The sequence below is a fragment of the Treponema brennaborense DSM 12168 genome, from assembly GCF_000212415.1.
GTDB classification, from domain to species: domain Bacteria; phylum Spirochaetota; class Spirochaetia; order Treponematales; family Treponemataceae; genus Treponema_F; species Treponema_F brennaborense.
In genome coordinates this window covers 760,514-780,061 of the sequence record NC_015500.1, presented here as the reverse complement: position 1 = coordinate 780,061, position 19,548 = coordinate 760,514, and the positions used below count along the sequence as shown (strand labels likewise).

15 protein-coding genes are annotated in these 19,548 nt (G+C 54.2%); 5 read left to right on the top strand and 10 right to left on the bottom strand.

What is annotated here, in order from left to right; genetic code table 11:
* Positions 1 to 3: 3 nt before the first annotated feature.
* The 5 genes from TREBR_RS13480 to TREBR_RS03195 form a co-directional block, all read right to left on the bottom strand.
* Positions 4 to 432, bottom strand: coding sequence for a hypothetical protein (locus TREBR_RS13480; protein ID WP_013757791.1), 429 nt, complete (start codon positions 430 to 432; stop codon positions 4 to 6).
* 121 nt (positions 433 to 553) lie between these two features.
* A complete protein-coding gene (gene miaB, locus TREBR_RS03210; RefSeq protein ID WP_013757790.1) occupies positions 554 to 1,966 on the bottom strand; it encodes a tRNA (N6-isopentenyl adenosine(37)-C2)-methylthiotransferase MiaB in 1,413 nt (470 codons plus the stop codon).
* A gap of 127 nt (positions 1,967 to 2,093) precedes the next feature.
* Entirely contained in the window at positions 2,094 to 3,968 is a 1,875-nt protein-coding gene (locus TREBR_RS03205) for a B12-binding domain-containing radical SAM protein (protein WP_052296143.1), read from the bottom strand.
* Positions 3,937 to 4,773, bottom strand: a complete 837-nt coding sequence (gene folE2, locus TREBR_RS03200) for a GTP cyclohydrolase FolE2 (protein ID WP_013757788.1) — start codon at positions 4,771 to 4,773, stop codon at positions 3,937 to 3,939. The genes TREBR_RS03205 and folE2 overlap by 32 nt, the downstream gene beginning before the upstream one ends.
* 10 nt (positions 4,774 to 4,783) lie before the next feature.
* The gene (locus tag TREBR_RS03195; RefSeq protein WP_013757787.1) at positions 4,784 to 5,662 is read right to left on the bottom strand and encodes a bifunctional 5,10-methylenetetrahydrofolate dehydrogenase/5,10-methenyltetrahydrofolate cyclohydrolase; all 879 of its coding nucleotides are present in this window, start codon (positions 5,660 to 5,662) and stop codon (positions 4,784 to 4,786) included.
* Between the two features lie 157 nt (positions 5,663 to 5,819).
* Here TREBR_RS03195 and TREBR_RS03190 point away from each other — a divergent pair, with 157 nt between their 5' ends.
* Genes TREBR_RS03190 through TREBR_RS03175 form a run of 4 tightly spaced genes read left to right on the top strand, consistent with a single transcriptional unit; the run spans position 5,820 to position 10,189 of the window.
* On the top strand, positions 5,820 to 6,407 hold the full coding sequence (locus TREBR_RS03190) for a TP0733 family outer membrane beta-barrel protein (protein ID WP_013757786.1): 588 nt from the start codon (positions 5,820 to 5,822) through the stop codon (positions 6,405 to 6,407).
* A 13-nt stretch (positions 6,408 to 6,420) separates the two neighbouring features.
* A complete protein-coding gene (locus TREBR_RS03185; protein ID WP_013757785.1) occupies positions 6,421 to 7,347 on the top strand; it encodes a hypothetical protein in 927 nt (308 codons plus the stop codon).
* Between the two features lie 21 nt (positions 7,348 to 7,368).
* Positions 7,369 to 9,774, top strand: a complete 2,406-nt coding sequence (locus TREBR_RS03180; protein WP_013757784.1) for an AAA family ATPase — start codon at positions 7,369 to 7,371, stop codon at positions 9,772 to 9,774.
* Between the two features lies 1 nt (position 9,775).
* Positions 9,776 to 10,189: an SdpI family protein gene (locus tag TREBR_RS03175; RefSeq protein ID WP_013757783.1), complete on the top strand. Its 414-nt coding sequence runs from the start codon at positions 9,776 to 9,778 to the stop codon at positions 10,187 to 10,189.
* 114 nt (positions 10,190 to 10,303) lie between these two features.
* Here the strand turns inward: TREBR_RS03175 and TREBR_RS14255 are convergent, their stop codons facing one another.
* From TREBR_RS14255 to gap, 3 genes are all read right to left on the bottom strand, one after another.
* Positions 10,304 to 11,398: a GGDEF domain-containing protein gene (locus tag TREBR_RS14255; protein WP_156786592.1), complete on the bottom strand. Its 1,095-nt coding sequence runs from the start codon at positions 11,396 to 11,398 to the stop codon at positions 10,304 to 10,306.
* A complete protein-coding gene (locus TREBR_RS03165) occupies positions 11,302 to 13,350 on the bottom strand; it encodes a ligand-binding sensor domain-containing protein (RefSeq protein ID WP_083816436.1) in 2,049 nt (682 codons plus the stop codon). The genes TREBR_RS14255 and TREBR_RS03165 overlap by 97 nt, the downstream gene beginning before the upstream one ends.
* 150 nt (positions 13,351 to 13,500) lie before the next feature.
* On the bottom strand, positions 13,501 to 14,499 hold the full coding sequence (gene gap / locus TREBR_RS03160) for a type I glyceraldehyde-3-phosphate dehydrogenase (RefSeq protein WP_013757780.1): 999 nt from the start codon (positions 14,497 to 14,499) through the stop codon (positions 13,501 to 13,503).
* 303 nt (positions 14,500 to 14,802) lie between these two features.
* On the opposite strand from gap, the gene TREBR_RS03155 reads away from it, so the two are divergent.
* The gene (locus tag TREBR_RS03155; protein ID WP_013757779.1) at positions 14,803 to 15,933 is read left to right on the top strand and encodes a sodium ion-translocating decarboxylase subunit beta; all 1,131 of its coding nucleotides are present in this window, start codon (positions 14,803 to 14,805) and stop codon (positions 15,931 to 15,933) included.
* A 74-nt stretch (positions 15,934 to 16,007) separates the two neighbouring features.
* Here TREBR_RS03155 and TREBR_RS03150 read toward each other — a convergent pair whose 3' ends face one another.
* On the bottom strand, positions 16,008 to 16,586 hold the full coding sequence (locus TREBR_RS03150) for an HD domain-containing protein (protein ID WP_013757778.1): 579 nt from the start codon (positions 16,584 to 16,586) through the stop codon (positions 16,008 to 16,010).
* 26 nt (positions 16,587 to 16,612) lie between these two features.
* Positions 16,613 to 19,429 (bottom strand): valine--tRNA ligase, encoded by a 2,817-nt coding sequence (locus tag TREBR_RS03145; RefSeq protein WP_013757777.1) that lies wholly within the window; start codon positions 19,427 to 19,429, stop codon positions 16,613 to 16,615.
* Positions 19,430 to 19,548 lie beyond the last annotated feature (119 nt).

Sequence of the window (19,548 nt, the reverse complement as noted above, 5' to 3'; positions counted from 1 at the left end):
CTCCTATAACCCGGATTTCGGCTGACTGCCGGCAGCGGACGGCTTGGAACCGTCCGCTTTGGAACCGTCGGGAAACGACGTATTTTGCTGCGGCGGCGCTTTTTTAGCAGCAGCCGACGTTTTAACTACCGGCGTCTTAGCCGTCGCTTTGCCGGCGACAGACGGTTTGCCCGCAGCAGACGATTTGCCCGCCTCGTTCGGCACGGCGGACGCCCCCGGCTGCGAACGGCGATCTTTACGCCGTTTTCCGAACGTAAAAGGAAGCATCACGACGACGCCTATCAGGAAAGACGCCATCAGACTCAGAAAAATCGGGATATTGGGCAAAACGGTAAATCCGAACGAAATATTACATTTGTTATCCAAATTGAAACCGGCAAAAATGGTTATCAGAATCAGGCAGACGATAAACGAAATAAGTCTCCACGGCATGAAAATCCTCCATAAACGGACGCGAACCGAACCGAACGCCGAACAACCGAAACAGTCGCAGTTCAGGCGTATCGCAGGATCGAACGCGCCGCCGCCTTTTTTATCCGACGGCGGAACACGGTTATTTCACTATACCACGGATGGTATTACCCGTCAATTCGACCAGCAGTACCTGTACGAACGTGCCGATGCACGAGCGGGGAGCGGCGAACACGACGCGCTCGTCCTGTTCCGTTTTACCGAGCAATTCGCCGGGATTATCGCGCGACACGCTTTCGGCAAGCACTTTTACCGTGGAACCCAGACGCTTCGCCGTTTCCGCACGGGTAATTTCCAGCTGCATATCGATAATACGTTTGAGACGTGATTTCTTCGTTTCAAGCGGAATCTGTCCGTCGTACTCCGCGGCGGGAGTGCCCTCGCGGGGATTATAATAGTACATATACGCGGCCTGATACCGCACCGACTCCATCAGTGAAACGGTCTGCTCGAAGTCGGCGTCGTTTTCGCCGGGAAAACCGATCAGAATATCGGTCGTCAGCGATGCGTCCGGCAGTTTCGTCCGGATCCGGGACACCAAATCGAGATACTGCTCGCGGGTATACCGGCGGTTCATCCGCCTGAGGACGTCGGACGATCCGTGCTGAACGGGCAGATGAATGTGGCGGCACAACACCGGCTCGCGCGCGATGACGTCGATCAGCCGGTCTGAAAGATCTTTGGGATGGCTCGACATAAAACGCACCCAGCCGATCGGCGAAGCGGTTTTTCGCAGATGATCCGCGATCAGCTGCACCAGCGCCGGAAAATCCACGGCGGAATCGCCGGTTTCAGCAGCACCGGTTTCCGCATTGCAGTCCCAGCGGTACGAATTGACGTTCTGCCCGAGCAGCGTGATTTCGCGCACGTTGTGAGCCGAAAGCTGATCGAGTTCGCTCAGGATGTCGGCGGGAGAGCGGGACACTTCCCTGCCCCGCACGTACGGAACGATACAGTACGTGCAAAAATTGTTGCAGCCGTGCATGATCGGCACGAACGCGGTAAACGCGCCCGGCTCCCACGATACCGGCGCAAACGAATACACGGGTTCTTCGTCCACGACGAACGGAGCGCGCTGCTGTTCCACCGCATCGATGATATCCTGAAAATGCTGCTTTTGGAAATTTCCGACAACGTAATCGATCACCGGATACTGTTTTTGCAGGGAATCCAAAAGTCGTTCGGCCATGCAGCCGGTAACCACAAGCGTCAGCGGCGGCCGGCCGGAAGCGAATTCACGCGCGGCGTCCGGGAACGAAGCGTTTTTTGCGTCCTTGCTGCCGGAACGCACCGCTTTCAAAGCGGAAAACCATCCCAATCGGCCGAAAATCCGGTTTTCCGCGGTAGCCCGCACGGAACAGGTGTTGATGATAGCCATATCAGCCGATTCGGGAGTATCCGACGCTGTCCAGCCGCGGGCAATCAGCAGTTGTTCCAACGAAGCCGATTCCGCTTTATTCATCTGGCAGCCGTACGTTTCAAAAAAATACGTCATACGGCGAGTATACCGAAAAAGCGCGGAACATGCAAACATAGAGGCGGCACTCAAACTGTGGCAGCTGCACTCAACGGCGGCGGCTGCAGTCAAACTGCGGCAGCCGCATTCCACCGACACGGTTCCGTCACGGTTCCGACACGGCAATCCAGCGGACGCGCCGGTCTTTCACGGACGAAGCCTCCGTTTTCAGCCGGATTTCGGAACGGCCGCCGCGCGGCGGGTATACGAACAGCACGCGGAACCCGCCCGGAACCGGTTCGTACGTTTCCGGATGTATCAGGAATTCCTCGTAATCGGTCGCTGCGAACGTTTCGCGCGTGCTTGCAATCTCCGTATGGCGGCGGACGGCTTCGTTGTGCGCGGCTTTGTCGTACCGGCGTCGATACCAAGAAGGAAAACTGCCCGCTTTTTCACGCCGGATAAAATCGAATCGCAGCAGTTCACTCAGTACCGTCCGATCGAGCGCGGAAAGGCACGCAGCGTCTCCGGTACAAAAATCGAACAGAAAAGCGGCCTCGTCCGTACTTTTATGCAATCCGCCGAACAAACCGCGGTTTTCAAAATGGTCTGCCAATTCCGTAAAAAACGCGAACAGAGATACCCGCCGTTCCGCCAGATACGCTACCGTATACGAATACGAGCCGGAATTGTAATACGAATCGGTCAGGCGCTCGATGTTCTTCAGGCGCAGCAAATCCGCGTACGGCATGTCGGGAGTGGAAAGCACTTCGTACGGCGCGGAAGAAAGCCATTCGTATCCGGGCTGCCGCTTTGCGAACGTTTCCATCGCCGTTCCCGATAAAATCTTCAAAAAACCGAGCTGGATCATATCAGGCTTGAGCGCGGCGGTATAATCGAAAGAGCGGGAAAACTGCGCAAAGTTTTCGTACGGCAATCCCGCGATCAAATCCAAATGTACGTGAATCTGCCGGGGAATCCGCCGAATCACGGCCGCAAGCCGCTCGGGATCACACGGGCGTCCCGCTTGCGCGAGCGTTTCCGGATGAATACTCTGGATACCGATTTCAAACTGCATCGCTCCGTCCGGAACGAGACGCAGCAGCCGGAGCGCGGCGTCGGAAAGATGTTGCGCCGCGATTTCAAAATGGAACACCGTTTTGCCGTTGTGATGATCGATGATATACTGCCAAATCGCCAGATATCGCTGCTCGTCCAAATTGAACGTCCTATCGGTGAATTTGACGAGACGGCAGCCCGCATCCAGAAAAAACTGTAAATCGGCAAAAACGCGTTCCAGCGGCGCGAACCGCACGGATTTATCTATGGAAGAAAGACAATACGAGCAGCGGAACGGGCAGCCGCGCGACGATTCGTAATAGATGATGCGGTGATCGGGATCGACGTCCGCACTCAGCGAACCGTCCGCGCTTCGGTACGGAAACGGAATGAGAGCCAGATCGCCGATAACGCTGCGCTCCCCGCCCGAAACGACGCCGCTTTCACTCCGGAAAAAAGTTCCGATTACGGGCTGCTTTACCAGCGCTTCCAAAAACGAACGCCGCAAATCGCTCCGCATGCGACTGGCTTTACAGCGCACGAGCAGCCGGCACACGTCGAGCACGGTGTTTTCACCTTCTCCGGACATGACGAAATCGACGCTGCGATGCAGCGGCAGCAGCGATTCGGCACAATACGACACTTCGGGCCCGCCGACGCCGATAATCACGCCGGGAACGATTTTCGGCAGTTCCGCCGCAGCGTCGAGCGCGGCGGTTCTGTTCCAGATGTATACGGAAAACAGCACCGCGTCAGGTTCGTACCGGCTGATTGCGCTCAGCAAATCGAGCAGCGGCGTAGAAACCGGCCATTCGGCGTACGAAACGGAACAGCAGCCGAGTTCTTCGGGAGTGAGATACGCGTTCACGTACGCCGCAATCGTCCGGACGGCAAGATTGACGTGATTATATCGGGTACCGAGTCCCACCAGAAGTACGCGCATCCGCCGCTCAGCCGTCGAATTCGGTATAGGCGTACGCATTGTGATTGTGGATACTTTCAAAATTCTCCGCTTCTACGCTGAACCAGCGGAAAGCGGCGGTACCGGTTTTGCGTCCGGCGGTTTCGGAAAGCGGCGCGTTTGCGTCCCGAGAATCGCCGACCCGGAAATTGCGGAGCGCGATGTACACTTCCCGAACAACGTCTTCTACGAACCGCGGATTATCGTACGCCGCTTCGGTAACGAATTTCTCATCGCTGCGTTTCAGTATCGAATACAATCCGGAAGAAGCGGCGGCTTCCACCAGCGCGATGACGTCTTCTATCCAGAAAAAGGCCGAACTCTGCAATTTAACCCGGACGACGCCGCGCTGATTGTGCGCACCGCGGTCGCTGATTGCTTTTGAACACGGACAGACGGTCGTTACGGGAACCGCTACCGACACGAAAAAGCTGCTTCCGGTTCCGGAAACGGAACCTTCGTACGTGCATTCGTACGACATCATCCCCGGCTGACCGGAAACCGGCGCGTTTTTTTCTATAAAGAACGGAAACGTCAGCGTGCCGAACGCGCATTCGGCGTCGAGTTTGCAGCGGATTTCGTTCAGCATGGCAAGGAAACGCTTCATGGACACGTCCGTGTGATACGCGTGAAATATCTCGATAAAGCGGCTCATGTGCGTTCCCTTAAAATGATGCGGCAGGTCTACGAATAAATCCGCAACGGCGCTGGTCGTCTGCGTTTTCCGGCGCTTGTCCAGAACCTGTACCGGATATTTCAAGCCCCGCACGCCGACTTTTTTCAGCGGAACGTCGCGGGTGTCGGTTTGATTTTGGATATCTATCATGGCCGGCAGCTCATTTTTTGCAGGCGGCGCGCGCCGCTTCCACCGTGTTCATCATGAGCATGGCGATCGTCATCGGCCCGACGCCGCGCGGAACCGGCGTGATAAAAGACGCCACTTCTTTAGCCGCTTCAAAATCCACGTCGCCGCACAGCCTGAAACCGCTTTTTTTTGAAGCGTCGGGGATCCGGTTGACACCCACGTCAATCACCGCGGCGCCGGGTTTGATCATATCGGCGGTAATCACGTTCGGCCGTCCGGCGGCGGCTATCAGTATATCCGCCCGGCGGGTGTACGACGCGAGGTCTTTCGTGCCGGTGTGACAGAACGTTACCGTCGCGTTGTATTCCTTGCGCACGAGCAGCACGCCCAGCGGTTTACCCACGATATTCGAGCGTCCCACGATAACGGCGTGCGCACCGGCGGTTTCGATATGCATCGTTTTAAGCAACACCAAAACGCCGTGCGGCGTACACGGCAGATACGATTTGCGGCCGATCATCATATTGCCCACGTTTACCGGATGGAAACCGTCCACGTCTTTTTCGGGCTTGATCGCCATGATGATTTTATCTTCGTCGATATGACCGGGCAGCGGCAGCTGCACCAAAATACCGTGAACGGCCGAATCGGCGTTCAAGTCGGTTATCAGATCGAGCAGCTGCGCTTCGGTCGTTTCGGCGGGAAGCCGTATGTCGCGGCCTTCCATGCCCGCTTCGGCAAGCGCTTTTTCTTTTCCGGTCACGTATGAAACGCTCGCCGGATTTTCACCGACAAGCACGACCGCCAGACACGGCGTAACGCCGCACGATTTCAAACAGGAAGCTTCTTTCGCCGCCTGTGCGCGCACGTCCTGCGCAATTGAAAAACCGTCGATAACTTGTGCACTCATACGACCCCCTGCTCTGTGCGGCCTGTAACCGCCGCTCCGTTTTATTGTTTATGTATTGTTTTACCGGCGGCAAGGAAAAATACTTCCCTTAACCGGCTAAATACGGTATAGTACTACTATATAGGATTTCAATTTTTTTTGCTACCAGTGAGGAATTATGAAGCATGTTTGTTTGCTGATATGTACGCTTATGCTGACAAGCGGTTTTTTATGTGCCCAGGAACAAGCCGTTCCGGAAACACCGCAAAAGGAAGATACGTTCGTTTATAAGATGAACCAAAAAGGTGATCAATTCATAAAAATCGGCCTGATGCTCAACGTTCCTTTCAAACCCGCAATACAGCAGCTCCATTTAGGCGGCTCCGGCACGCTCGGCTACATGCGATTTATTAACAGTTCATTCGCAGTCGGCGGCGACGCCAGTTTTGCGTATATGACGACCGTCGGCGAAAACATTTTTACGTTCATTCCCTTGATGCTCAAAGTAATGTATCAGCCCGCGTTCCACAAATTCGAATTTCCCATTTCGTTCGGAATCGGCGGAGCATTTGAAAATTACATAAACGACATGTACTTCGGTTTGGTGGTAAAACCGGAAATCGGCGCTTTTTTCCGCTATTCACCGAGCTGGTCGTTCGGACTGAACGCCGGTCTCTACATCATGCCGCAGTGGTGCAAAGATGCTTCCAAAAATTACACCGGAATCATCATGGACGTTGCGCTCACCGCGCGTTATCATTTTTAAGGAACCCAAAAATATGAAAAAAAACAACCGATTTACCGTGCGCACACTGCTGCCGGTGCTGCTGATACTGATTACTATTACCGCAATTTCCGGCTGCCAGCAGGAAACCATATTTTCTCAGATAGAAGACGAAACGGAACTGGAAGACGCCGTAATCAAAGGCAGCGTTTTCAGCATAGTTGCGTTTAAGGATAAAATTTACGCGACCGACGGCAGAATCTACGCCAAAGCTAAAAACGTCCTGCGCGGCTGGGCCGAGGTTACCTCTCCGAGCGGCAATATAATAAAGCTCGCCGCGAACAGTACGTATTTATACGCACTCAATTCAGAATCAGAACTCTTTTATTCAGACGACGCCGCCGACTGGACTGAAATCGACGACTGGAGCGGAACGCTCGGCTCCATAACGACCATTTTCAGCGACAACAACGGCAATGCGTACGTCAAGGGAAAAGCGAAAGGCAACGATACGGAATCGTTTTTTACGCTTTCCGAAGCGACGATCGCCGCAACCACGGCCGTTACGTCGCACGTCGTCGAAGCGGGCAACACGGCGGATTCAAAAACGTACACGCTGGACGGCAGCAAGAAAACCGTCAGCGACGGAACGAACACGACGACGCTCGACGCGGAGGTGTACTCGCTGACGTACTCGCCCAAAGCGGACTGCCTGTACGCGGGAACGGCGGCGGGCGTAAAAAAATTGACTTTGAAGACGGACGGAACGCTCACCGGTTCTACGGCCGACGTTCCCGGATCCAACGTCAGTTCCACGCTGAAATCCTATGAGACGTACGCCGTATACGCAACGAAATATACTTTGGATACAACCTCGTACGAAGCGGTCTACGCGACGACCGTCATGACCGGTTCTACATATTCAAAAGTCAACGGGCTCTGGGGATATTACGAAAGCCGGGGCACCTGGAACCGCGAATAAACGGGACGGCGTGCGGCGGCGATGGACTTATTCGACAGCAGACAAGGTGCCAAAGAACCGCTTGCCGCGCGTATGCGGCCGAGAACACTCGACGAATACATCGGGCAGGATCATATCGTCGGCAAAGGTCGTTTACTGCGTCGGGCGATAGCCGCCGACCAACTTACGTCCGCCATTTTTTACGGACCGCCGGGAACCGGTAAAACGACCCTCGCCCGGGTCATCGCCAATCATACCAAAAGCAATTTCATCACGCTGAACGCCGTTCTCACCGGCGTTCAGAACATCCGCGATTCCATTGCGCAGGCCGAACAGCATTACAAATTATACGGCCGCCGTACCATTTTATTCGTGGATGAAGTTCATCGCTGGAACCGTTCCCAGCAGGACGCGCTGCTTCCGTGGGTGGAAAACGGCACGATAATCCTCGTCGGCGCGACGACCGAAAATCCCTTTTTTGAAGTAAATAAAGCGCTCGTGAGCAGAAGCCGCGTCTTTCAGCTGAAACCGCTGGAACAAGCCGATTTGGAAAAAGCGGCGCGCATGGCGCTTTCCGATAAGGAGCGCGGCTACGGGAGATGGAACGTCGTCTTTGAAGACGGTGCGCTTGAACATTTGATCGAAACGGCGAACGGAGACGCACGCAGTCTGCTCAACGCGCTGGAACTCGCCGTAGAAACGACGCCGCAGAAATGGCAGCCGGACGCGACGCCGCCGGAACCGCCGGACGGACAGACCATTTACATCAGCCGGGAAACGGCGGAAGAAAGCATTCAGCGTAAAGTGGTGCTCTACGACCGGGACGGCGACTACCACTACGACATCATCAGCGCGTTTATCAAAAGTCTGCGCGGTCGGGATCCCGACGCGGCGATGTATTGGCTTGCGCGCATGATCGCTGCGGGAGAAGATCCGGGCTTTATTTTCCGCAGAATGCTGATTTCCGCCTGCGAGGATACCGGACTCGCCGATCCGGGCGCCGTCGGCGTCGTTGAAAGCTGCGCCGCCGCGTTCGACCGCGTCGGACTGCCTGAAGGCCGCTATCATTTGGCCCACGCGGCGCTCTATTTGGCCACCGCGCCCAAATCGAACAGTTCGATGGCGTTTTTCGACGCGCTTGCGGCCGTTGAAAAAGAAGACGCCGAAGTACCGAATCATTTGCGCGACGCAAGCCGGGATGCAGAAGGATTCGGACACGGCGCCGGGTATCTTTATCCCCACGCGTACAAGGATCACTGGGTTGCCCAGCAATACCTGCCTTCCGAATTGTCAGGCCGTGTCTTTTACACGCCGAGCGATCAAGGCTATGAAAAATCCATTAAAGAAGACGTACTGTCGCGCCGGGAACTGCAAATCGCGGCGATTCTTGAAGAACAGACCCGAATGCAGACGGCGGGACTGCCGCTGCAGGAAATAAACCCGATCGCGGATTGGTGGCAAAAAGAACATTTCAGAGTAGGACCGGTGAAATCACCCGAAAACTTAACGTTCAGTCCGGCCGATCCGGGCACCGACAAAACGCTCGAACGCGCGCAAACCGCCTGGCGCAGGCGGCTCGACTCGAACAAAGCGGAATTATTGTCCGTCATACGGAACACGCTCGTACAGTTGGCGGCGCCGAGCCGCCACGGGCGGAACTTCATATGGAACGCCGACGACGGACTGCTCGTCTGGGAATGCATCCGGCGCAGTCCCGAAGGAATCACCGCGGGCGTGTGCCGAAGCGTTCAAGGCAAACAGATATTGGAACAGTATGCGCACACGCTCGGCCCGCTTGAGCGGCCGAGACTTGCCGTATTCGCGGAACAGGCCGAACCGGGTGCGTTCAGTGTTCCGCCTGCCGAATTCGCAGACATTCTGTTCGACACGCTGTATTTCAGGGATCCGTTCGGCAGTACAGAAAGCATCCGGAATTTTACCGATTCGCTGTATCGGGCCGCCGCACGGCTCGCGGACGGCTGGCAGTGCGTCGTAACGCAGAAGATTCCCAATTCGGGACAACGGTTGAGCGCACTCGTGCGGGATCAGATACTCGCCGGACGTGCGGACAAACATAAACGGATACTCGATAAAATGGCCGCCGCCGAAGAATCGTTTTTTACCGACGAATCGAATCCGCTGTTCGCCTGGAACGCCGAAAGTGCGGCGCGGCTTCTGGCGGAACCGTCCGCGGCCGAAAACGGAGCAACGCCGCTTTCAATTGCATACAGTACGCAGCCGTTCGCAGAAAAACGGCGTATCAGCGAATCGGAAATCGGCAGATGGTTCGACACCGAAGCGTCCGCATACGGTGCGCACCTCGCGCAGACACTTTCCGGCGCAGAACTTACCGAAATAAAAGAACTGATCGAAACTGCCGCGGCCGGCACCGTATTCGATTGGGAAATACAGAACGCCTTTTTCCTGATCCGAAGGCAAGGAACGTAACGTGTCAAAAGAAATCATCATGTGCTGCGCACTCGCGCTCGGCGGAATCATGCTGCTGTGGAACGCCTTTTTGATTTTGGTAAAAAAAGAAAAAATCGGACTTTCCGCGTTTGAAACGGACGACGGCGCGCTGAACTTTGACAATGCGGCGAATACAGACGGCGCGCTGAATGCCGACCGCTCGTCTTACGCCGACCGCACACTATACGCCGACCGCGGCGCCGTTTTCAAGCGAAACGCGCTCCGCCTCTGCGGCAAACTGTTCGCCGCAGCAGGAACGCTGCTGATCGCCGCGGGTGCCGTATGTCTGCTGTTTCCCGCCGTCTGCAAGCTGGCCGCAGTTGTCTGCCTGGGCGTTATATTCGCCGTCATGGCCGCCTGTGCGCTTTTGATAAAAACCGCGCGCACGAGCTAACCGCACTGCGGCGCGCTGAACTTTGACAATGCGGCGAATACAGACGGCGCACTGAATGCCGACCGCTCGTCTTACGCCGACCCGAACGCGGCGCCGTTTTCAAGCGAAACGCGCTCAGTTTTTCAAAAGGGACGGCGTAAACAGGCGAACACAATTCCGTCCGTTTTTCTTGGCTTCATACAAAGCCAAATCGGCATAAGAAACGCACGTTTCCCAATTCAATTCCGCTCGTGCGTTGGTTACGAACAAACCGACACTGACCGTAATCAGTTCGTGCCCCGGATGTGCGCCTTTTATCCGTAAGTATTCAACCGATTGTCTGATACGTTCCGCCGCGTGAAGGATTTCATTAAAATCGTCGGAAAACATCATTATGAGAAATTCTTCTCCGCCGTACCGGCAGGAAATGCTTTTGCCGGAATCGACCACGTTGGTAATCTTTTTCGCAACCGTTTTCAGTATTTTATCGCCCTCCGGATGCCCGTACGTATCGTTGAAATCTTTAAAATAATCGATATCGACCATTATCAGCGACATCAGCCGGCCGTGTACAACGGCCTCTTTCCATAAATCGGGCGCCAGCCGTTCAAATCCCCGCCGATTCGCAATACCGGTTAAAACGTCTGTACAGGACAACCGCTGCAGTTCCAGATTGGAATTCTGCAAAGAAGACGCGAGCGCTTCAAGCTGAAGCATTTTCCGTTTCAGCAAAATGACGTCGCGTATTTTTACCGCCGCATACAACCCGATCGTACTCGCCACTGCGTACAGCAGTATGAAATACCAGCGAACGTACAGCGGTTTCTTTATAACGAATGAAAAGGCGGCACCTTCGTCGGGAATTTCATACAGCGGATCGGAATCTTTCGCCCGAAACGTATACGAGCCCGGCGGCAAATTGATATACCGAACCGTCTTTTCATTGTCGGTCGGTATCCACTCGTCGGAAAAACCTTCCAACTGATATGAAAACAACGGACGTGCAAGCGGAGAAAAATCGAGCGATGCGAACGAAACGGTTACGTTGCGTTCCTGCGGCGCACACTCGTATACCGGCGCTCCCGGTTCGTAACTTTCCGCAGTAAGCGGCACGCCGTTTACCGAAACGCCCGTCAAAACCGAACGCGCGCCCGTTTCGCCGGAACGGCTGCTGCGCAGCAGATTACTTTCCGCAGGCAAAAACACCAAGCCGCCCGACGTCCGAACCATACCGTTCCGTCGGCAAAAACGACCGGCTCCGCAGAAAACTGATTGCTCGGCAGTCCGTCAGCGGTAGTATATACCTGCATTGATCCCGTAGTCCGGTCGAAAAGTACCAAACCGTTTCCCGTAGCGATCCAAAACATATCCGGCGAAATCTCCACCATACCGGCGACAATGTTGGAAGGCAGACCCGACGCGTGTGCGTACGTGGCAAACGTTTCGGTTTCGGGATTCATCGCGGTAACGCCGCTGTCGTTCGACGAAAACCACAGCGTTCCGTCCTGCGATTCATAAAACGATATGATCTGCAAACCGCCGATTCCGGAGGTATTTTTTGCGTCGTACACATACTGCTGAAACGTATCTTTTTCAGCCGTATACCGATTCAAGCCGGCATTCGTTCCGACCCACAACGTACCACGGGAATCTTCGGCAACAAAATAAATCACATTGCTGGAAAGGGAATGCGCGTCGCCGTCGTCCGACACGTATCGCCGGTATTTTTTACCGGCCAGATCGTACGTAACCAATCCGGCGCCGTACGTTCCGATCCAAAATTCACCGTCTGACGTCTGCAAGATATCGTACACCATCCGGCTTTCAGGCTTTTTCAAAAACGGGGCGTACCACGCAACGGATTCAAACGCATCCGACTGTTTATCGTATGAGAACAGGCCGCAGTCGGTTCCCAAATACACATTTCCGTCGGGCGCAATATACACGCAATACGCAATGCCGCTTTTCAGATTTCCGTTTTCAGGCGAATATTCTTTTAACACACCCGATTTCGGTTCGTAATAGAGGACGCCCTTATTTTTCAGGATTACCCACAGATTCCCGTTTTCGTCGGGCGTTATGCAGTGAATCGACAGTCGTGCGCTCCGTTCGGAAAGCGAATCGAAACGCACGGGCTGCAGGAACGACCGGTTTTTATCATACGTAACGATACCGCCGCCGTTCGTGCCTATCCACAGCAGTCCCAAGCGGTCTTTATACATCGAATAAATCGTGTCGTTCGGCAGTGCGTACGGCGCGCTCAAATCGGTCGTATACGAGCTGACGAGTCCGGTGTCCGGATACAGCAGATGCAAACCGCCGCCCCAGGTTCCGGCAAGAACGGCGCCGTCGACGTATCGCGTGCTCATGCAGTAAATGGCGTTGTTCGGCAGCGGATACACGGTAAAATCGCCGGTAACGGAGTCGATTTTTACCAGTCCGGTTCCCCAGGACGAAGCCCAAAAATTACCCGCCGGATCTTCTTCAAGCGCATACACGACGTTGTGAGCGGCGGGATTCGCGTCGCGGATAAAATCGGGCCGTACAAAAGAACCGCCGGATTCGTCATATTGAAAAATACCGTCGTACGTACAGGCAAAAATCCGCCCGGAAGTATCTTCATACAACCCTCTGACCGTATTGTTGCCAATAGTTCTGATGGGATCCCGATTGCTGAACGTAACGCTTTCGCCGGTAACGTCGTCGAGCAGCGCCAGACCGTCCAGCGTTCCCGCCCACAGTCTGCCTTTTGAATCCCGCAGGAAGCAGCACACGACGTCGTTGCAGATCTTATAATTCCGGCACGAACCGGTTTTCGTATCGAAACGGAAAACACCTGCGTACGTACCGAGAAACAGGACGTCGTTGTCCATCAGCATACACTGCACGACGGAAGGTATGCTTACATCCTGAGAAAACGGTTCCCGCAGATACGGCGTATACGAATTGCCGTCGAATTTTACCAATCCGCTGCCGCGCGTTCCGAAATACATGGCGCCCGACGAATCCTGTGCTATGGCGGAAACCGCCATGGACGGCAGTTTATCCGCCACCTGATAAAACTGCATCGAGTGCATGTCCGCCGCAGGCAAAAACGAACTGCAGAAAACGCAAAGTGCGAAAAAACACATCGTACGGAAATAAGACATCCGGCTCCTCATCCAAGACACGTTACCATTCATTATATATTATTATAATACTGAATTTCAAATAAACAAGCTGTCAAGCTTATTTTGCGGCAAAATATATAAATAGTCAGAATGGACCGCGCGATACGCGCGGTCCATTCTGATCGTCCGAGCCGGACAATCAAAAGATTTTATTATACGACCTTATTTGGCGATAACGCGAGCCATTTCCAGTACTTTGTTGGAATAACCCCATTCGTTGTCGTACCAGGCGCAGACTTTTACGAACGTTTTGTCCAGCTGGATACCGGCTTTCGCATCGAAAATGGAAGTGCGCGCATCGTCGCGGAAATCGGTTGAAACGACCGCTTCTTCCGTATAACCGAGGATACCTTTCAGTTCGCCTTCAGAAGCTTTCTTCATGGCGGCGCAGATTTCTTCGTACGAGCATTCTTTGTTCAGTTCGCAGGTCAAGTCTACGAAAGAAACGTCAGAAGTGGGAACGCGAACGGACATACCGGTCAGTTTGCCGTTCAGCTCGGGCAGAACTTTACCGACGGCTTTCGCAGCACCGGTTGAAGACGGGATCATGTTTTCAAGGATTCCGCGTCCGCCTCTCCAGTCTTTCTTTGAAGGACCGTCGACGGTTTTCTGAGTAGCGGTTGCCGCGTGAATCGTCGTCATCAGACCGCGTTTGATTCCGAACGTGTCGTTCAGAACTTTGGACAGCGGCGCCAAGCAGTTCGTCGTGCACGAAGCGTTGGAAATGATATCCTGTCCGGCATATGATTTGTGGTTTACGCCGTATACGAACATCGGGGTTGAATCCTTTGAAGGAGCTGACATGATAACTTTTTTTGCACCGGCAGTGATGTGTTTGCGTGCTTTTTCATCTTCCAGGAACAGTCCGGTCGATTCGACGACGACGTCGGCTCCGACTTCGTTCCATTTCAGATTGGCAGGATCCATTTCTGCGGTCAGGCGGATTTTATTTCCGTTGACAATCAAAGTGTTGCCTTCAACTTTAATATCGCCTTTGAACTGGCCGTGTACCGAATCGTATTTCAGCATATAAGCCAGATAGTCGGGATCGAGAAGGTCGTTAATACCGACGATCTGAATATCCTTTGAAAAGTTTTCTACTGCGGCACGGAAAACCATGCGTCCAATGCGTCCGAAACCATTGATACCAACTTTAACCATAGTAAAGCAACTCCTATATCAATAAAAATATATTTTAATTGTACGCAATCATATCACTTGTGTCAAGTCAACGGAGCTCTTGACAACCGGACCGCCATCGCGTATAGTTTAAAATATCCAAAAGGGGAGTAGTTACCTCTGCAGAATCAACAACCGGTTTGCTCCCGTCGGGCGGATCTGGTTCTGCGGCTTCATCACTGAAGAAACAAGACCTTTTGTTTGAAAATATTCGTGTGACGGATATTTTTAAGCAAAAGGTCTTTTTTTGTATTCAAACGTTACCATTATTAGGAGGTATGAAACATGTTTTCATATTTTATGGAAGGAATCGCTGCCGTCGGCTGGCAGCAGATCGTCATGTACGGCGTAGGCGGATTGCTCATTTGGCTTGCGATTGCAAAAGATTACGAACCGATGCTACTGCTGCCGATCGGGTTCGGAGCGATTTTGGTAAATCTGCCGCTGGAAGTGGTCTGGGAACACGACGGAATCGCCGGCGCGCTGCAGATCCTGTTCAATGCGGGAATCATGACCGAATTGTTTCCGCTGCTCATCTTCGTCGGCGTCGGCGCGATGATCGATTTCCGCCCGCTGCTGCAGCGCCCCTGGATGCTGATTTTCGGCCTCGTGGCGCACACGGGTATTTTTATCGCGGCGTTCGTTGCATATAAGATGGGCTTTTCAATAGAAGAAGCCGCCAGCATCGGCGTCATCGGCGCCGCGGACGGACCGACGTCGATCTTCGTTACCTCCCGATTCGCTCCGCATTTAATGGGACCGGTTACGGTCGTTGCGTATTCGTACATGTCGCTCGTACCGATAATCATGCCGCCGGTAATCAAACTGCTGACCACCAAAAAGGAACGGATGCTGCACGTAACAGCCAAAGATTCGGTCATTCCCCGCTGGGTCGTCGTTCTGTTTCCGATAGCGGTAACGATTATCGTCAGTATTATCGTTCCCGTTGCGGCACCGCTCATCGGTTTTCTGATGTTCGGGAATCTGGTCCGCGAAAGCGGCGTTTTGGAAAAGCTGTCCAAAACGGCGCAGAACGAACTGGCGAACATCGTTACGCTGCTGCTCGGTATCAGCGTGGGAGCGTCCATGCGCGCGGAACACTTTCTGCAATACCAAACGCTGCTTATCATGCTGCTCGGACTGATTGCGTTTATCGGCGACACCGCCTGCGGCGTTCTGTTCGTTAAATTGATGAATCTGTTCCGCGGAAAAAACAACAAGCTGAACCCGATGCTCGGTGCGTGCGGAATTTCGGCGTTCCCGATGGCCAGCCGCGTCGTACAAAAGATGGCGCTTAAAGAAGACGATCAGAACATCATCCTGATGCACGCCGTCAGCGCGAACGTATCGGGACAGATCGGCTCGATCATAATCGGAGGAATCGTGCTTTCATTGGTTCCGATGCTGATCGGATAACGAGCGGTCAGCGCACTGCAGTCGGTGCGTTGCCCCAAAAACTCCGTTTCCGACCGCAAACGGAGTTCCGCATCTTACCGGCTCTTTTTTTTATCCAAATACCCGGAATCTTCCAAATATTTCCGGCGCGTCATAACCAATTCTATCAGTTCCTGATACATTCTGAAATCGACTTCCAGCGCCAGCGGAAACAGGAAATATTCGGTTTCATCGCAATACCGTTCGATAAACGCCGGATCGGTGACGAATCCCATGGAAATCATATTGCTGATGCGGTCGGCACACTTCAGAATCTTCGACTTCATGCTGCCGCGTTCGATGATACCGCGCAAATATTCGCTTTTAAGCTGCCCTTCCCGTTTGGTCACTTCCATCACCAAATCGTACACCTGACCCGATTCCGAATCGATTTCCAGAATAAGATTGCGGTTGAAGTCGGGAATGTCTTCCACCAGATCGTGAATGACGGCGGCTTTCAGCAGCACGCTGTCGATGTACCCGTAATCGATCAGGATACCCATCGTATCTATCTGATGGCGGAACATGTTACCGCCGGAATGGCGTCTTTTGCCGATAAGCGCCGTCGCCAGCTGCATATACGGTGCAAGATAGATTCCTTTCAGATGCAACATATCCTGATCTTTCATCTGCATAACGAGTACCTCCGCGTCCGTTCAGGTTACAGGCTTTCGATATACGATGAAAGCTTTTCGATTCGGCGTTTCGTTGCCTCAAGTTTTTCACGCTCTGCGGCGACCACTTCGGCGGGCGCGTTCTGGGCGAATTTTCCGGCGAGCTTCGCCGTTACTTTATCGGCGAACGACTGTTCGGCCGCGAGTTCTTTTTTGAACCGGGCGACAAGCTGATCCGCGTTTACGGATTCGTCTACCAGCAGGAACACTTCAAAGCCGGTTCCGACGGCGCCGATAGCGCGCGCGGGTTTTTCACGCACGAAGCTGACGGCGTCGACGCCCGCGAGCAGCCGGATCAGATCGGTTTTTTCCGCACAGACTTCGGCCGCGCTGAGCGGCGTAATGACGAGTGAAATATGCAGTTTCGCGTCGGGCGAAAGTCCGCATTCGGCGCGGAGCGCGCGCACTGAGCGGATAACGTCCTGCAGAACGGCGAACCGTTCCGCGACGGTATCGTTACGGCGCGCGTCGGCGGGTTCGGGATACGGAGCCGATATCAGCATTCCGGAGTATTCGGTGTGCGGCAGAATCCGCAGCGGACAAGGTTCGCAGCAGTTTTGACTCGCGGCGGCGCGCGCACGGTTCTGCGTGATTTCGGCGCGCGGCAGTTTTGCGTAAATTTCTTCGGTTACGAACGGCAGATACGGATGCAGCAAACGGAGGCTTTCTTCAAGCACGTTGAGCAGTACCGAAACCGCGCGGTCTTTTTCCGCGTCGTCGCCGCTCCTGAACGAAAGTTTGGTAGCTTCAACGTACCAATCGCAGAAATCGTTCCAGAAAAACTCGTACAGCGTCTGCGCGGCGTCGTTATACCGGTAACTTTCCAGTGCCGACCGCGCGCTGCGCGCCGCCGCGTCGAGCCGTCCGTATATCCACACATCAAGTTCGGTCAAATCGGAATCGGTAACAGGCACCAGTTCGCGTCCTTCGAGGTTACCCAGAATATACCTGCTCGCGTTCCAAACCTTATTGGCAAAACGGCTGCCGAGCTTGAACGATTCCTTATCGACCAGAACGTCCTGCCCCTGCGCGCACATAAAGCCGAGCGTAAATTTGAGCGCGTCCGAACCGTATTCGGCTATTATTTCAAGCGGATCAAGCCCGTTGCCGAGACTCTTGCTCATTTTGCGTCCCTGCTTGTCGCGAACGAGTCCGTGTATGTAAATGTCGCGGAACGGCGCTTTACCGGTAAACTCAAGGCCGGCCATAATCATGCGGCTCACCCAAAAGAAAATGATGTCGTACGCGGTGACGAGCGCCGTCGTCGGATAAAAACGCTGCAGATCGCCCGTGTTTTCAGGCCAGCCGAGCGTAGAAAACGGCCACAGCCAGCTTGAAAACCAAGTGTCCAGCACGTCGGGATCCTGCGCAAGGTCTGCCGCCGCGGCGCCGCATTTGGGACACGAGTCGGGATCAGTGCGGGAAACGATCATTTCGCCGCATTTTTTGCAGTACCAGACGGGAATGCGGTGTCCCCACCACAGCTGCCGGCTGATGCACCAGTCGCGGATATTTTCCATCCAATGCGAATAGGTGTTTTCCCATTTGCGCGGATAAAACACGATTTCACCGTTTTTCCAGGCAGCGAGCGCTTTGTCGGCGAGCGGTTTCATTTTTACGAACCACTGATCGCTCAGATACGGTTCCACGACCGTATTGCAGCGGTAGCAGTGCCCCACCGAATGCGTGATTTTTTCTTCTTCCTTGAACAGTCCCAGCGCGTCAAGATCCGCGACGACCGCCTTGCGCGCGGCGGCGCACGGCATACCGCGGTATTTTTCCGGACACGCGTCGTTCAGCGTGCCGTCGGGATTCAGTATGTTGATGATTTCAAGATCGTGCCGCTTCGCCACTTCCCAGTCGTTCGGATCGTGCGCCGGCGTGATTTTTACGACGCCGGTACCGAACACGCGGTCGACGTACGTATCGGCGACGACGGGAATCGTGCGGTCGGTCAGCGGCAGCTTTACGTGCTTTCCAATCAAAGCCGCGTAACGAGGATCTTCGGGATGAACGGCGACGGCCGTATCGCCCAGCAGCGTTTCCGGACGAGTCGTCGCGATTTCAATACGCGTTCCGCCGGGAAACACCGTTCCGTCTTCAAGCGTAACGGCGGGAATCGACTCGCCGCCGGCTATTTCGTAATAGATATGATACATGGCGCCGTTCGTGTCGCTGTGATCGACTTCGTCGTCGGCGAGCGCGGTTCCGCAGGACGGGCACCAGTTGACCAAATAGTTTCCGCGGTACACGAGGCCGCGCTCGTACAGCGTCACGAACACGTCGCGGACGGCTTTGGAAAGACCTTCGTCCATCGTAAAGCGCTCGCGCGTCCAGTCGACGCTGTTGCCCAGTTTACGCTGCTGTTTTACAATGATGTCGTGATGCTCTTTTTTGACCGCCCAGGTGCGTTCCAGAAATTTTTCGCGCCCGAGGTCGCGGCGGGAAAGGCCTTCTTTTTTAAGGCGGCGTTCGACGACGTTCTGCGTCGCGATACCCGCGTGATCGGTTCCCGGCAGCCACAGCGTGTCGTCGCCTTTCATGCGGTGATAGCGCACGACGATATCCTGCAGCGTGTTGTTCAGGCCGTGTCCCATGTGCAGCACGCCGGTAACGTTCGGCGGCGGAATGACGACGGTATACGGCTGTGCGTTTTGCCCGCCGCGGCGGGATTCTATTTCGGCATGAACGGGAGAATCGGCGTCGCTTCCGGGTTTGAAATATCCTTTTTCATTCCATTCTTTATAAATCCGGTCTTCAAAATCCTGCGGATTATACGCTTTTTCCAGTTCTATACCTTTCATGTACGCACCTCGATAATATCGTTTGATTATACAGAATTCACCGGCAATTTTCAATAGATTGCATTTATCGGTTTTTCCGTTTATAATACGCGTATATTTGTTGCACCCGGAATCCGTTC

Bases quoted from the DNA above. Each gene is read 5' to 3' on its own strand.
- TREBR_RS13480 (WP_013757791.1), bottom strand. From the start codon at position 432: ATGCCGTGGAGACTTATTTCGTTTATCGTCTGCCTGATTCTGATAACC.
- miaB (WP_013757790.1), bottom strand. From the start codon at position 1,966: ATGACGTATTTTTTTGAAACGTACGGCTGCCAGATGAATAAAGCGGAA.
- TREBR_RS03205 (WP_052296143.1), bottom strand. From the start codon at position 3,968: ATGCGTACGCCTATACCGAATTCGACGGCTGAGCGGCGGATGCGCGTA.
- folE2 (WP_013757788.1), bottom strand. From the start codon at position 4,773: ATGATAGATATCCAAAATCAAACCGACACCCGCGACGTTCCGCTGAAA.
- TREBR_RS03195 (WP_013757787.1), bottom strand. From the start codon at position 5,662: ATGAGTGCACAAGTTATCGACGGTTTTTCAATTGCGCAGGACGTGCGC.
- TREBR_RS03190 (WP_013757786.1), top strand. From the start codon at position 5,820: ATGAAGCATGTTTGTTTGCTGATATGTACGCTTATGCTGACAAGCGGT.
- TREBR_RS03185 (WP_013757785.1), top strand. From the start codon at position 6,421: ATGAAAAAAAACAACCGATTTACCGTGCGCACACTGCTGCCGGTGCTG.
- TREBR_RS03180 (WP_013757784.1), top strand. From the start codon at position 7,369: ATGGACTTATTCGACAGCAGACAAGGTGCCAAAGAACCGCTTGCCGCG.
- TREBR_RS14255 (WP_156786592.1), bottom strand. From the start codon at position 11,398: ATGGTTCGGACGTCGGGCGGCTTGGTGTTTTTGCCTGCGGAAAGTAAT.
- TREBR_RS03165 (WP_083816436.1), bottom strand. From the start codon at position 13,350: ATGAATGGTAACGTGTCTTGGATGAGGAGCCGGATGTCTTATTTCCGT.
- gap (WP_013757780.1), bottom strand. From the start codon at position 14,499: ATGGTTAAAGTTGGTATCAATGGTTTCGGACGCATTGGACGCATGGTT.
- TREBR_RS03155 (WP_013757779.1), top strand. From the start codon at position 14,803: ATGTTTTCATATTTTATGGAAGGAATCGCTGCCGTCGGCTGGCAGCAG.
- TREBR_RS03150 (WP_013757778.1), bottom strand. From the start codon at position 16,586: ATGCAGATGAAAGATCAGGATATGTTGCATCTGAAAGGAATCTATCTT.
- TREBR_RS03145 (WP_013757777.1), bottom strand. From the start codon at position 19,429: ATGAAAGGTATAGAACTGGAAAAAGCGTATAATCCGCAGGATTTTGAA.